General features: G+C 70.3%; 13 protein-coding genes and 2 pseudogenes. 10 read left to right on the plus strand and 5 right to left on the minus strand.

Translation table 11 applies throughout. From position 1 onward, the window contains the following. Positions 1-48: 48 nt before the first annotated feature. Both ACFHPP_RS03480 and ACFHPP_RS03485 read right to left on the minus strand, forming a co-directional pair. Complete coding sequence (locus ACFHPP_RS03480; protein ID WP_437161876.1) at positions 49-1,044, minus strand: EamA family transporter; 996 nt, start codon at positions 1,042-1,044, stop codon at positions 49-51. Next, positions 1,041-1,640, minus strand: coding sequence for an isochorismatase family protein (locus tag ACFHPP_RS03485; RefSeq protein WP_437161877.1), 600 nt, complete (start codon positions 1,638-1,640; stop codon positions 1,041-1,043). Before ACFHPP_RS03485 ends, ACFHPP_RS03480 begins: the two co-directional genes overlap by 4 nt. 259 nt (positions 1,641-1,899) lie before the next feature. On the opposite strand from ACFHPP_RS03485, the gene ACFHPP_RS03490 reads away from it, so the two are divergent. From ACFHPP_RS03490 to ACFHPP_RS03510, 5 genes are all read left to right on the plus strand, one after another. Then, a complete protein-coding gene (locus ACFHPP_RS03490) occupies positions 1,900-2,553 on the plus strand; it encodes a hydrolase (RefSeq protein ID WP_437161878.1) in 654 nt (217 codons plus the stop codon). A gap of 17 nt (positions 2,554-2,570) precedes the next feature. Next, positions 2,571-2,807, plus strand: a complete 237-nt coding sequence (locus ACFHPP_RS03495) for a DUF1427 family protein (RefSeq protein WP_437161879.1) — start codon at positions 2,571-2,573, stop codon at positions 2,805-2,807. A 4-nt stretch (positions 2,808-2,811) separates the two neighbouring features. Then, on the plus strand, positions 2,812-4,548 hold the full coding sequence (locus ACFHPP_RS03500) for an amidohydrolase (protein WP_437161880.1): 1,737 nt from the start codon (positions 2,812-2,814) through the stop codon (positions 4,546-4,548). A gap of 71 nt (positions 4,549-4,619) precedes the next feature. Next, positions 4,620-4,958, plus strand: coding sequence for a hypothetical protein (locus tag ACFHPP_RS03505; protein WP_437161881.1), 339 nt, complete (start codon positions 4,620-4,622; stop codon positions 4,956-4,958). 85 nt (positions 4,959-5,043) lie between these two features. Then, positions 5,044-6,624: an MFS transporter gene (locus ACFHPP_RS03510; RefSeq protein WP_437161882.1), complete on the plus strand. Its 1,581-nt coding sequence runs from the start codon at positions 5,044-5,046 to the stop codon at positions 6,622-6,624. On the opposite strand, the gene ACFHPP_RS03515 is transcribed toward ACFHPP_RS03510, so the two are convergent. The 3 genes from ACFHPP_RS03515 to ACFHPP_RS03525 are packed head-to-tail and all read right to left on the minus strand — an operon-like array spanning position 6,617 to position 8,615. Beyond that, positions 6,617-7,492 (minus strand): helix-turn-helix domain-containing protein, encoded by an 876-nt coding sequence (locus ACFHPP_RS03515; protein ID WP_437161883.1) that lies wholly within the window; start codon positions 7,490-7,492, stop codon positions 6,617-6,619. The genes ACFHPP_RS03510 and ACFHPP_RS03515 overlap by 8 nt on opposite strands. After that, on the minus strand, positions 7,489-8,364 hold the full coding sequence (locus ACFHPP_RS03520) for a helix-turn-helix domain-containing protein (protein ID WP_437161884.1): 876 nt from the start codon (positions 8,362-8,364) through the stop codon (positions 7,489-7,491). The genes ACFHPP_RS03515 and ACFHPP_RS03520 overlap by 4 nt, the downstream gene beginning before the upstream one ends. Next, entirely contained in the window at positions 8,361-8,615 is a 255-nt protein-coding gene (locus ACFHPP_RS03525) for a hypothetical protein (RefSeq protein WP_437161885.1), read from the minus strand. Before ACFHPP_RS03525 ends, ACFHPP_RS03520 begins: the two co-directional genes overlap by 4 nt. A gap of 584 nt (positions 8,616-9,199) precedes the next feature. Here ACFHPP_RS03525 and ACFHPP_RS03530 point away from each other — a divergent pair. The 5 genes and pseudogenes from ACFHPP_RS03530 (at position 9,200) to ACFHPP_RS03550 (ending at position 12,810) form a co-directional block, all read left to right on the plus strand. Beyond that, entirely contained in the window at positions 9,200-9,700 is a 501-nt protein-coding gene (locus ACFHPP_RS03530) for a fasciclin domain-containing protein (RefSeq protein WP_437161886.1), read from the plus strand. 241 nt (positions 9,701-9,941) lie between these two features. Further along, positions 9,942-10,115, plus strand: a complete 174-nt coding sequence (locus ACFHPP_RS03535; RefSeq protein WP_437161887.1) for a hypothetical protein — start codon at positions 9,942-9,944, stop codon at positions 10,113-10,115. Positions 10,116-10,611: 496 nt separating this feature from the next. Beyond that, positions 10,612-10,772, plus strand: a pseudogene (locus tag ACFHPP_RS03540) (IS5/IS1182 family transposase); the annotation flags it as partial. Further along, entirely contained in the window at positions 10,764-11,585 is an 822-nt protein-coding gene (locus ACFHPP_RS03545) for a tyrosine-type recombinase/integrase (protein ID WP_437162084.1), read from the plus strand. The pseudogene ACFHPP_RS03540 and the gene ACFHPP_RS03545, both read left to right, overlap by 9 nt. Positions 11,586-11,615: 30 nt before the next feature. After that, positions 11,616-12,810 (plus strand): annotated as a pseudogene (locus ACFHPP_RS03550) (IS256 family transposase). The last annotated feature ends 104 nt before the right edge of the window (positions 12,811-12,914 follow it).

The following is a 12,914-nucleotide window of genomic DNA, read 5'->3' on the forward strand; positions in this document are numbered from 1 at the left end:
CGGATTGCGGTCCGCCGCCGGAGCCGAGGCGCGCGGCGGCGCCCGCGGTCAAGGCGACCGCGTCGGCCCGCTTCGCCGCAACTGCGCGGCCTGTTGCTGCCTGGCGGGCGCAACAGCATCGGGCCCGTCGGTGCCCGGGTCGAGCCTGGACGGCTGTCTGTCCAATAAGCCAGGGGTCACCGATTTCGGCACCAAGTGGCGCTGGCCCACGGCAACGCTCGCCACGACCACGACCATGCCGATCCATTGCGGCGCGCTCGGTTGCTCTCCGATCACCAGCCACCCGATGGCCACGGCCACGACCGGGCTGAACAGCCCGAGTGGTGCCACAGCCGAAGGACCCAGCCGTGCAATGCCCCTGAACCACAGTACATAGGTGAAGGCCGCGCCGACCAGGCCAAGCCAGGCCAGCCCCAGCACCTCGCTACCGGACAGGACAAGCAGATCCGGTGCGACCCAAAGTGCCGGCGGCAGCAGGACCAGCCCGCCCGCGGTGAGCTGCCAGGCCGTCATCGTCAACAGTGGCACCTGCAGCCGCCACCGACGTGTCAGAACGGTGCCGAGCGCCATGGACCCGGCACCGACCAGGCCCGCCGCGATGCCGACTGGATCGGGCGTGGCCTCGGGTCCCAGCATCAGCAGCGCAACGCCGACGACGCCGGCCAGGCCGGACAGCACGGCTGCGAGCCGCACGGGCGTGCCGAGCACCGCCTGCGCGAGCACAAGGACCATCAGCGGCTGGACCGCGCCGATCGTGGCCGCGAGCCCGCCAGGCAGGCGATAGGCGGTGACGAACAGCATCGCCCAGAAGATGCTGAAGTTCAGCACGCCGAGCACCAGCACGCGGCCGAGCGAACAGCCATGCGGAAGCTGCCGCACGAACAGCAGCAGCAGCAGGCCGGCCGGCAGGGCGCGGAGCATCGCCACGGCCAGCGGATGGCTGTCCGGCAGCATCTGCGTGGTGACGATGTAGCTGCTGCCCCAGATGGCCGGCGCCAGGGCGGTCAGCAGCAGGTCGCGGGCCCGGCCGTCGCCGTCGGTCACGCTGCGGGCATGATCGGCGGCAGCACGTCGGTGAACAGCAGCTGGATCAGCTGCTGTCCGTGCGGGGTCGACCAGTTCTGGGCAAGCTCCGCGATGATCGTGTTGGTCGCGGTCAGCACGACCCCCGCCGCCTGCATGCGGCCGCGCGAGGTCGCCTCGGAGAGTTCGAAAGGCGAGCCGGAGGCATCCATCACCGCCTGCACGCCATAGCCCTCCTGCACCGCGTCGATCGCCGGGAAAACCAGGCACACGTCGGTCGTCACACCTGCGATGATGAGGTTGCGCCGGCCCGTCGCCTCCACCGCCGCCTTGAAGGCCGGGTCGGTCCAGGCATTCACCACGCCGGCCCGCTGCACGCGTGCGGCGAAGGCCTCGGGAAGGATCTCCGCGAACTCCGGAACCAGCGGACCCTGGATGCGGTCCTCCTGCGAGGAGGTGAGAACGGTGGGCAGCCCCAGGATGCGTGCGGCCTTCGCCAGGGCGATGGCCATGCGCCTGGCTCCATCCGTATCGATGTTGCGGATCAGCTGCATGGTGCCGACCTGGTGGTCGATGAGCAGAAGCGCGCTGTTCTGCGGCGTGAAGAGGGTGGTCATGAAGCGGGAGGCTCCTTCGCGGGCGATTCACCGGCGCCATCGGGCGCACGGCGGCGAGCAGGAACCTGCGCGCCTCCTGCATCTAGCCGTGGCCCGGCCGTGCTGTATCGCCCTCCGGACGCCGGCCCGGCCCGGCACGGCTGAATGCAGCAAGATCACCGCAGGACAGCGCAGGAATACCCGCGCAACCGCCTTGCGCCAGGCGTTATCCCTCGGGTCCAGCCGCGGTGCTGCACGCCGCCGCCTCGGAGACATGGAAATGCCCACCGCACACCCACGCCCCGGCGCAACCTTGCTCACGCCCAGCGACCACACGCTGATCATGATCGACCACCAGTCGCAGATGGCTTTCGCGACAAAGACGATCGATGCCGTCCTGCTGCGCAACAACGCGGCACTGGTGGCGAAGGCAGCCGCGGTATTCGGCGTCGCCACGATCCTGACCACCGTGGCCGAGAAGACCTTCAGCGGCCCGATCTTCCAGGAGATCAAGGACGCGCTGCCCGAGGTGCCGGTGACCGACCGCACCACCATGAACACCTGGGAAGACGAGGCGATCACCACGCGCGTCAACGCCATCGGCAAGGCGCGCCTCGTGCTGGCCGGGCTCTGGACCAGCGTCTGCATCGTGGGTCCCGCGCTCTCGGCGCTCGACCAGGGCTTCGAGGTCTACATCCTCGCCGATTGCTGCGGCGACGTGACGGAGGAAGCGCATGAACGGGCGATGCAGCGCATGATCCAGCTTGGCGCGCGGCCGATGACCAGCCTGCAATACCTGCTGGAACTGCAGCGCGACTGGGCGCGGGGCGAGACCTACGCAGAGACCGTCGCAACCTCCATCGCGCATGGCGGCAGCTACGGGCTCGGGCTGATCTACGCCAAGTCCATGTTCGGCGGCGGCGAGGGCCACTGAAGCGCGGGAGGCATCGCATGACGCCCTACATCCTCTCCGCCGCGGCCGGGCTTGCCGTGGGCGTGGCCTATGCGCTGTTCGGCCTGCGCTCCCCCGCGCCGCCGATCATCGCGCTGCTCGGCCTGCTGGGTATGCTGGCCGGGGAAACCGCGGTGAACTGGCTGCGCGGGCACCCGGCGATGGTGGGCTGGATGTGTCATGCGAAGACCTTCCACGCCGCCGCGCCCCCCGCCGACCACAAGACGGGGGGCTGAGCGGATGCCGACCGACCTCATCCTGCGCAACGCACGCATCACCACGATGGACCCGGCGCGCGCCGAGGCGCAGGCCCTGGCCGTCACCGGAGCCCTCATCACCGCGGTCGGCGACGAGGCCGAGGTGATGGCGCTGGCGACGCCGGCGACACGCATCATCGACGCGGGCGGCGCGCGCGTCATCCCGGGCCTGATCGACAGCCACACGCACATCATCCGCCAGGGCAACAACTTCGCCATGGAGCTCCGCTGGGACGAGGTGCCGAGCCTCGCCGACGGATTGCGCATGCTGCGCGACCAGGCGCGGCGCACGCCACCCGGCGCCTGGGTCCGCGTGGTGGGTGGCTGGTCGGCCGACCAGTTCGCCGAGAAGCGGCTGCCCACGCTCGATGAGATCAACGCCGCCGCGCCCGACGTGCCGGTCTATGTGCTGCACCTGTATGATCGCGCCTGGATGAACCAGGCGGCGCTGCGGGCTCTGGGCATCGACGCGCATTTTTACGAGCCCTTCGTCAGCGGCCGGCTCGAACGGGACGATGAAGGCCGCCCCACGGGCCTCGCCCTCGCCCGGCCGAATGCGCAGCCCCTGTATGCGCTGCTGGACCGCGCGCCCAAGCTGTCCTTCGAGGAGCAGTTGACGTCCACGCGCCACTATTTCCGCGCGCTGAACGGGCTCGGCCTCACCTCGGCGCTCGACTGCGCCGGCGGTTTCCTGAACTACCCCGACGATTACGGCGTGATCGGCGAACTGCATCGCCGCGGCGAGCAGACGGTGCGCATCGGCTACCAGCTTTTCGCCCAGAAGCCGGGCCGGGAGCTGGCGGACTTCCAGCGCTGGAACGGCCTGGTCGGGCCGGACCAGGGGGACGACTTCCTGCGCTGCATCGGCGCCGGCGAGATGCTGGTGGCCTCCGCCTACGATTTCGAGGACTTCGCCTATCCCCGCCCCGAGCTTCCGGCGGTGATGGAGGCCGAGCTGGAGCCGGTGCTCGACTTCCTGTTGCAGAACCGCTGGCCGTTCCGCTTCCACTGCACCTACGAGGAAAGCGCGCAGCGCATCCTGAAGGTGGTGGAGCGCGTCGGGGCCAGGCACGGCCTCGAAGGCCTGAACTGGATCTTCGACCATGGCGAGACGATCAGCGAGCGGACCATGGAATGGGTCGCCCGCCTGCATGGTGGAATTTCCTACCAGAACCGCCTGCCCTTCCAGGCGCGCGAATACCGCCGCCGCTACGGCGAGGACGCGCTGCGTGCGGCGATGCCGGTGCGGAAGATGATGCGCATGGGCCTGCCGCTGGCCGCCGGCACGGATGCAACGCGGGTGTCCTCCTACAACCCCTGGCTCTGCATCCATTGGCTGGTCTCGGGCCAGGGGCGCGGTGGCGACACCATCTGGGCGGAGCCGGACCGGCTGACGCGGGAGGAGGCGCTGCGCCACTGGACCGAGGCAGGCGCCTGGTTCTCCCGCGAGGCAGGACGAAAGGGCGTGCTGAAGCCCGGCGCGTTGGCCGACCTCGTCCTGCTCGACTGTGACTATTTCACCTGCGGCGAGGCCGAGATCGCGTCCATCACTGCCGATCTCACCCTGATGGGCGGGCGCGTCGTGCATGCGAAGGGCGCCTTCGCCCCGCACGCGCCCGATGCGTTGCCGGCGCTGCCCGCCTGGTCGCCGCTGCACGCCTTCGGCGCGCCGGGGCTATCCCCGATGCCACACCCACAGACGGCGGATCTCCGCCGCTGAGGGCACCAGCCAGTGCCCGCAACCGCACCCGGCGCGGTGTCGCCGGGAAACCCGATATCTGGAGACGACCAATGAGAAACATCGCGATGGCTGCCGGCCTGCTGCTGCTGTTCGGCACGCAGGGGGCCGCGGCGAGCACCTTGATGAGCTGCGACGTGATCGAGACGCGCACGTCCGGCAACAACACGGAAATCGTCTACAACGAGTCGAGCTGTCGCCCCGCGCAGTCGTCGCAGGCGCTGGGCACCCAGGGTTCGGGCGAATCGGCACAAACCGTCTACGGCGCCGCGACCCAGCCGGTGGCGGGCGGCGGGCCTGTCTACATCATGCGCTTCGTAGACCAGAACCAGGGTCCGGTGATCCACTACGGTGCGCCGCTCGATGGCCGGCTGGGCACCTCGGGCCGTTGAGCCTTCCTGCCGCGGGTGACGTGGCGCCGGCCACGCCGGCCCGCGGCAGGCCTCTCCGTTGGTCAGACGCGAAGGCTCCCAACGCATGAGCACGCCGCCCTCCGCCCTCGCGCCCTTCGCGCATCGTGCCTTCCTGGTGCTGTGGGGCGCCACGCTGGTGGCGAATATCGGCACCTGGATGCGCGATGTCGGCCTGTCCTGGCGCATGACGGAACTGGCCGGCTCCGCCACCCTGGTCGCCGCGGTGCAGGCAGCGAGTGCCCTGCCGGTGCTGCTGCTCGCGCTGCCGGCCGGCGCGCTGGCCGATGTGGTGGACCGGCGGCGCCTGCTGTTCGGCGCGCAGGCCTGCCTCGCGGTGTTGTCGGTGTTCCTGGTGGCGATGGAACTCGGCGGCTTCACCACGCCGGGGCTGATCCTGGGCGCGGCGGTGCTGGGCGGCATCGGCGCCGCGCTCTCCGCGCCCGCCTGGCAGGCGATCGTGCCGCAGTTGGTCCCGCGGGAGGTGTTGCGGCCGGCGGTGGCGTTGAACTCCATGGGCGTGAACATCGCCCGCGCCATCGGCCCCGCGCTGGGCGGCCTGCTGCTGGCGACGGTGGGCGCCTGGGCGGTGTTCGCGCTGGATGCGCTGTCCTTCGTCGGCGTGCTGCTGGCCCTGGCGTGGTGGCGCTCCAGCACGGCGCCCCGGCGAGCCCCGCCGGAGACGATCGGCGGCGCGTTGCGGGCGGGGCTGCGCTACGCCAGGGCCAGCGACAGCCTGCGACGCGTCCTGCTGCGGGCGCTGGGGTTCTTCCTGTTCGCCTCCGCACCCTGGGCGCTGCTGCCGCTGGTGGCCCGGCAACTGCCCGGGGGTGGGCCGCACATCTATGGGCTGATGCTCGCGGCCATCGGCGCCGGCGCGGTGGCCGGCGCGCTGCTGCTGCCCTGGCTGCGGCGGCGGCTTGGCGGCGGGGCCGGGCGGGCCGTGCTGTCCGGTACCATCGGCGCGGGCGTCGCCGGCCTGCTGCTGGCGGCCGCGCCCTCGGGGGCCGTCGCGGTCGCGGCTTGCGCCCTGCTGGGGCTTGCGTGGATCACGGTGCTGACCACGCTGAACGTCGCGGCGCAGGGCGCCCTGCCTGATTGGGTGCGGGCGCGGGGGCTTGCGATCTATCTCGCCACCTTCTCGGGCGCGATGATGACGGGCAGCCTCGGCTGGGGCCTGGTCGCGGACCGTGCCGGCCTCGTGGTCGCCCTGGGGGCGGCGGCGGCGGGTGGCCTCACGGTCGGCCTCCTGCTGCGCCGCGTCCGGCTGCCCGAGGGCGATTTGGCGATGGTGCCCAGCGACCACATGCCCGGGCACCACGACCTGATCCTGCCCTTGCCGCAGGCCGGCCCCGTGCTGGTTCTGGTGGAGTACCGGCTGCGCCAGAAGGAGGACCGCGCGCCGCTGCTGGCGGCGCTCGGCCGGCTGGGTGCCGCGCGCCGGCGCGACGGGGCGGAGGATTGGCTGCTGCTCGACGACCCGCTGGATGCGCTGCGGATCGTCGAGCTGTTCCGCCTGCGTGACTGGGCGGAGCACGAGCGCATGCACGACCGCGCCACCAGCGCAGACCGGCCGCTGCACGAGGCCGCCAACGCCCTCGACCGCGACGGCGCGCCGCGCATCCGCCACCTGGTCGGCGCTACCTGAGACGCTCCCGCCGCCAGGCCGCGGGGGCCAGGCCGGTCTCGCGGCGGAACAGCTTGGCGAAGTGGCCCGGATCGGCGTAGCCGACCGCCGCCGCGACATCGCCGACGGACAGCGTGCCGCCGGCGAGCAATTGCTGCGCCCGCGCCATGCGCTGCGCCACCAGCCAGCGATGCGGCGGCAGGCCGGTGCTGGTGCGGAAGGCGCGGGCGAAGTGGAAGGGCGAAAGCCCCGCCTCGGCGGCCAGCATGGCCAGTGGCACATCCTCGCCCAGCCGATCCGCCATCAGCGCCATGACGCGCTTGAGGCAGCGCGGGCCGAGGCCGCCCGCATGGACCCTGCGCCGCGGCGCGCCCCGGCTGGCCAGGTGGTCCAGTCGCGCGACCAGCGTGGCGACGGCGGAGTCGGCAAAGAGCGCACCGGTCGGCGATTCGTCCTGGCCGTCGCGATACAGGGTGTCCACGAGCAGGGCGACGACAGGGTCCACATTCTGGCCGCAGTGCAGGGCGCCGAAATCCAGCGTTGGCTGGGAGGTCAGCGCGGCGGCCCGCAAGCCCTCCAACGCCAGGATCAGGATGGCGTGCGGCTCGTCCACCAGGATGCGGGCGGCCGTGGCGGGTGGGACCAGGACGAAGCTGTCGCGCGGCAACAAGGCGCGGCTGGCGCCCGCGCCGAAATCGAGCGTGGCGCGGGCGGAGGGCGACCTGACCAGCGTCAGGACGAGATCCGGCACCGGCGCGTCCGAGAAATCCCCGGGCGGCTGGGCGATGTTCAGCATCGTCGCGCCGGTGGCCGACATCCGCACATCCTGGATGTGGCTGGGATAGGTCGCGCGATAGAAGGCTTCGTAGGACTCGAAGGCGGCGCTCATCGCCGCCGCTCCCGCCGCCACGCCGCCGGGGCCCTGCCGGTCTCGCGGCGGAACAGCTTGGCGAAGTGGCCCGGATCGGCGTAGCCGACCGCCGCCGCGACATCGCCGACGGACAACGTGCCGCCGGCGAGCAGTTGCTGCGCGCGTGCCATGCGCTGCGCCACCAGCCACCGATGCGGCGGCTGGCCGGTGCTGATGCGGAAGGAGCGGGCGAAGTGGAAGGGGGAGAGCCCTGCCTCGGCGGCCAGCATGGCCAGCGGCACATCCTCGCCCAGCCGGTCCTCCATCAATGCCATGATCCGCTTGAGGCAGCGCGGCGCGAGGCCTCCCGCATGGACCATGCGCTGCGGCGCGCCCCGGCTGGCCAGGTGGTCCAGCCGCGCGACCAGCGTGGCGACGGCGGAATCGGCATAGAGCGCGCCGGTCGGCGATCCGTCCTGGCCGTCGCGATACAGGCTGTCCACGAGTTGGGCGACGATCGGGTCCACATTCTGGCCGCAGTGCAGGGCACCGAAATCCAGCGTCGGCCGGGAGGTCAGCGCGGCGGCCCGCGACGCCTCCAGCGCCAGGATGAGGATGGCGTGTGGATCGTCCACGACGATGCGCGCCGCCGTGGAGGGCGCGAGCAGGACGAAGCTGTTGCACGGAAAAAGGGCGCGGCTGACGCCAGCACCAAAATCGATTGTGGCGCGGGCGGAGGGCGACCTGACCAGCGTCAGGACGAGGTCCGGTACCGGCGCGTCCGAGAAATCCCCGGGCGGCTGGGCGATGTTCAGCATGGTCGCGCCGGTGGCCGACATCCGCACATCCTGGATGTGGCTGGGATAGGTCGCGCGATAGAAGGCCTCGTAGGACTCGAAGGCGGCGCTCATCGCTGCCGCTCCCGCCGCCACGCCGCCGGGGCCATGGCGCCGAGCGCGCCCGGCATGGAGATCTGGATCATGAAATCGTCGGTCGGCGGATCCGGATGGTCGCCGCGGGGCTGCGAGATCCGCACCATCCAGGCGGGCAGAGTGCCCGCCAGCCGGCGTTCCTGCACCAGGCCCGAATAGGGCGGGCTCTCGAACAGGTCCGGGCCCGTGCGAGACGTGACAGCAACAGGGTGATTTCCGGCATCGCCCATGCCTTCCCTCTCCGTTTCCGTGGCGGGAGGAAGGAAGGCGTCACGCGTTCCGCTGCCTGCCGGGCGGACGCCCGGAAGCACAAACTGAGCCGACCCTCGCCCGAGGCCACCAAAGCATCCGGTTGATACACACCGGATGTGCGCACCGCAGCTACAAATGTGGCGGGTTGGCGCCTCCGCCAGACGTGAGCGCAAGAATCCCCGCTTTCCGCAGGAACGTCCCTTCGCGCCTGCGCGGCGCCTTTCCGGAGGGCCCTCGCGCCGGCGCATCGCCGCAAGGACGGCCTCAGGCGCGCAGGAACGCCCGCGCACCGATGCAGTCCCCTCCGCATGATCCTCCGGTCGGCAGTTTCGCTGCCGGCTCGGGTGGGGGCCCCCGGCCGCTGCGCCGCTCGCCCCGGCGCAGCGGCCCCCGAGCCGTCGAGGAGGCTTCCGCCGTGTCCTCCCCGCACGGGGCGGCGACCCCAACCCGGCCGGGGCGAGCGGCCGGGGTTGCAACCAGCCGGGCCACGGGGCGCCGGCCGGCCGAGTCGACTGCCCCGCGTGAACCAGAAAGCCGGCGAGGGCCTGATGGAGAAAGACCGATGAGCAAGTTCAGGACTTCCCTGCTGGGAGCCGCGGCGATCGCCGCCGCCGCCTTCAGCCCCGCAGCCTTCAGCCCCGCGCAGGCGGCCTCGTTGTTCGAAACCGTATCGACCAATCCGCAGCTCGGCCTGTTCACCTCGATGATCCGCAAGGCGGGACTGGAGCAGGAGCTGCGCACCCGGGCCGGCATCACCGTGTTCGCGCCGACGAACGCCGCGATCGAAGCCCTGCCCTTCGCCACCTATCGCCGGCTGACGGAGACCGGCACGCCGGCCGAGGTGCAGGCCGTGGTGCGGTCGCACATGGTGACCTGGAATACCGCGATCCCGCTCGGCACCGACGGCACCGCCACGATGGTCACGCTGGCCGGCACGCAGCTCGGCTTCCAGGGCACCTCGAGCAGCACCGTCCGCGTCAACGGCCGGCTGGTGCAGCAGGTGAACCTGCGGGCGGACAACGGCTTCGTACACATCGTCTCCGACGTGCTGCCAACGCCCTGAGCCGCAATACACCCGCCCGGCCATCCCGGCCGGGCGGGCCATGACGCTTGCCGGGAGCTGCGAGGATGGATCTGGGTGCCACTGAACACGCAGGGATTGGCGCGCGGCCCCCCGGGCTCCTCTGGCTGCCTGTGAACGGCCAGGTCACGCCCTGGACCGGAGACCCCGCCCAGCACCTGCTCTGGCCGCTGCGCGAGGTGCTGGGGCTGACCGGCACCAAGTTCGGCTGCGGCGAGGGCAATTGCGGCGCCTGGCCGCGACCGACCCAGGCCTGGTGGTCAACCCGGACGCCGTGCGCGCCCAGGTGGAAGGCTGCGTCGGCTTCGCGCTGTCCAGCGTCATCAAGGGCGAGATCACGCTGCGGGAGGGCCTGGTGGACCAGCAGTGCTTCGCCGATTTCCGCCTGCTGACGTGAACGTGGTCGTGGCGTCGGTATCCATCCTGCTTGGATGGGCCGGATTCGTCTTGGCACGCCGCGCTGCGGGCGCCGGATCCGGGCGAATGGCGCCTTGAAATCGCCCTTCACGACGATCCACGACATTGCACCCGGTGCCGAGCCTGGAGCGACCTGCGTCCAGATGGGCACATCTGAACACGTCCATTCCTTCAGACCTGTTGGCTTCCAGGGTCGGGGCTCATTGCCGAGCCAGAAGGTGACGGCGAGCGCATCGCAACGACCGAGGCCAGTGACATAGGTGATGCCGCTGATCGCCGAGGTTCTGTGGACTCCAGGGATTTCCGAAGCGCCTGATGGGTGATTGAAGGCTGCCTTCCGCGAGGCGGCCTTGGGCGTTCTGGATCGGTTGGTGTTGCGTGACGCGGCGCGGGAGCGAATGGCGCCGCTGATCATCGGCCGCCACTGAGGCCAGAAGGGCGCATGGTACCGCATCTTTACCGCCAATTCGGACGACCCGGACCTCAAGTACCTGATCGTCGACAGCACCATCATCCGCGCCCAGCCGCACGCCATCGGCGCAAAAAGAGGAGGTCTGAAGACCAGGCGGTTGATCGCTCGCGCGGCGGACTGAGCACCAAGATCCATCTTGCGGTACGCGGTATCGGCATGCCGGTGACGCTCAAGACACACGCCTTCCCCAGCATCGGCAAGACGCCAATTGCAGCGGTGGATACCTATGACGTGCTGCGCGTTCTCCAGCCGATCTGGACGAAGGTACCGGAGACGGCATCACGACTGCGAGGCCGGATCGAAGCGATGCTAAATTATGCCGCGGCCACGGGGCTGCGCCCGCGGGGGCCGAATCCGGCCACCTGGCGAGGGCATCTCTCCGAGGCTCCCGGCGCCCCATCGCGCCTCAAGGCGGTAGTACGGCGCGAACAGGGTAGGGGCGACAACCATCCGTCGCTGCCTTGGCAGGACATGCCGGCCTTCCTGGGAGCGCTACGACACCGCAAAGGCATTTCAGCGCTGGCGGTGCGATTTGCCATCTTGACAGGCGCTCGTACAGGAGAGGTGCGCGGCATGGCCTGGGGCGAAGTAAATGAGGACGCTGCCGTTTGGGTGGTTCCGGCCGCAAGAATGAAGGCCGGAAAGGTTCATTTCGTGCCGCTGTCGCCAGCTGGCTTGAGTGTATTGGCCGAGATGAAGCTCCTGGCCGATGGCCGGGCAAGTCCTGTGTTCCCTGGCCAGCGTCAGGGGCGCCCGCTCTCCGATATGTCGCTGTCCATGCTGGTGCGAGGCATGGCCGTTGACGGCCTAGCTGAGGGCGAGCTTCCAAGGTGGCGTGATGCCGAGGGACGAGTTGCCGTGCCTCACGGGGGTAGCGTCCGCGGAGGTGGTGGAAATTCCGGCGGTTGCCGGTGTGCAGGGCTGGGGTGGCCCTCGGACCTGGCGGCTAGGGTGGAGTTGCGAAGCTCCCATCCCTGACCGACCGAGCACCCGGAGACCGACGACAGACTGCCACTGGCGGACCTGCTGGCGAAAGCAGGAGACGGTGACTTCCTGCGCGGCGTCGCTGAGGCGGTGCTGCAGATGCTGATGGAGGCCGATGTGGAGGGCCTGATCGGCGCCGGGCGGCACGAGCGCGCCGGCGAGCGGCTGAACTATCGCAACGGCTTCCGCGACCGCACGCTGGATACCCGGCTGGGGTCGCTGCAGCTACGGATCCCGAAGCTCCGGCAGGGCAGCTACTTCCCCTCCCTTCCTGGAGCCCCGGAAGACCTCGGAGAAGGCCCTGGTGGCGGTGATCCAAGAGGCCTGGATCGGCGGCGTCTCGACGCGGCGGGTGGACGATCTGGTGCAGGCGATGGGCCTGTCCGGCATCTCGAAGTCGACCGTCTCGAAGCACTGCAAGGACATCGACGAGCGGGTCGGCGCCTTTCTTGACCGGCCGCTGTCCGGCGAGTGGCCGTATCTGTGGCTCGACGCCACCTACCTGCGCCAGCGTGAGGGCGGCCGGATCGTGTCGGTGGCCGCGATAATCGCCGTGGCCTGCGATGCCGAGGGGCGCCGCGAGATCGTCGGCCTGCACATCGGCCCGTCGGAGGCCGAGACCTTCTGGGCGGCCTTTCTCAAGAGCCTCGTCAAGCGCGGCCTGAAGGGCGTGAAGCTGGTCGTCTCCGATGCTCATGAGGGGCTGAAGGCGGCGATTGCCCGCGTCCTCGGCGCGACCTGGCAGCGCTGCCGCGTGCATTGGATGCGGAACGCCCTGGCCCATGTCGGCAAGGCGCAACAGTCCATGGCCTCGGCCGCGCTGCGCCAAGCCTTCCTGCAACCCGACCAGGCGAGCGCGCGGCAGACCTGGCGCCACGTGGCCGACCAGCTCCGGCCCCGCTGGCCGAAGCTCGGCAAGCTGATGGACGACAGCGAGGACGACGTACTCGCCTACATGGCGTTCCCGCCGCAGCACAGGACCAAGCTGCACTCGACGAACCCTCTGGAGCGATTGAACAAGGAGGTGAAGCGCCGCGCCGACGTGGTCGGCATCTTTCCCTCCGAAGCGTCCATCATCCGCCTGATCGGTGCCGTCCTGCTCGAGGCCAATGACGAATGGCAGATGCAGCACCGCTATATGGGCGTCGAGGCCATGGGCGAGATGCTCAACCCGTCACCCACCAACGAGACCCTGCAACTTCCACCCAAAGTCGCCTGAGCCGTGGCCACCTCAAGCCCATCAGTCAATTCCACCACGTTGACGGACGCTACCGAATTTACCGGATGGACTCTAACATCGCGCGTCTCCACCAAGCGGCTCAA

The sequence above is a fragment of the Falsiroseomonas sp. E2-1-a20 genome (genome assembly GCF_051433195.1).
Taxonomy (GTDB): Bacteria; Pseudomonadota; Alphaproteobacteria; order Acetobacterales; family Acetobacteraceae; genus Falsiroseomonas.

Coding starts and splice junctions, on each gene's coding strand:
- ACFHPP_RS03525 (WP_437161885.1), bottom strand. CDS start 8,615: ATGGGCGATGCCGGAAATCACCCTGTTGCTGTCACGTCTCGCACGGGC.
- ACFHPP_RS03545 (WP_437162084.1), top strand. CDS start 10,764: ATGCCGGTGACGCTCAAGACACACGCCTTCCCCAGCATCGGCAAGACG.
- ACFHPP_RS03500 (WP_437161880.1), top strand. CDS start 2,812: ATGCCGACCGACCTCATCCTGCGCAACGCACGCATCACCACGATGGAC.
- ACFHPP_RS03530 (WP_437161886.1), top strand. CDS start 9,200: ATGAGCAAGTTCAGGACTTCCCTGCTGGGAGCCGCGGCGATCGCCGCC.
- ACFHPP_RS03520 (WP_437161884.1), bottom strand. CDS start 8,364: ATGAGCGCCGCCTTCGAGTCCTACGAGGCCTTCTATCGCGCGACCTAT.
- ACFHPP_RS03515 (WP_437161883.1), bottom strand. CDS start 7,492: ATGAGCGCCGCCTTCGAGTCCTACGAAGCCTTCTATCGCGCGACCTAT.
- ACFHPP_RS03505 (WP_437161881.1), top strand. CDS start 4,620: ATGAGAAACATCGCGATGGCTGCCGGCCTGCTGCTGCTGTTCGGCACG.
- ACFHPP_RS03490 (WP_437161878.1), top strand. CDS start 1,900: ATGCCCACCGCACACCCACGCCCCGGCGCAACCTTGCTCACGCCCAGC.
- ACFHPP_RS03495 (WP_437161879.1), top strand. CDS start 2,571: ATGACGCCCTACATCCTCTCCGCCGCGGCCGGGCTTGCCGTGGGCGTG.
- ACFHPP_RS03485 (WP_437161877.1), bottom strand. CDS start 1,640: ATGACCACCCTCTTCACGCCGCAGAACAGCGCGCTTCTGCTCATCGAC.
- ACFHPP_RS03510 (WP_437161882.1), top strand. CDS start 5,044: ATGAGCACGCCGCCCTCCGCCCTCGCGCCCTTCGCGCATCGTGCCTTC.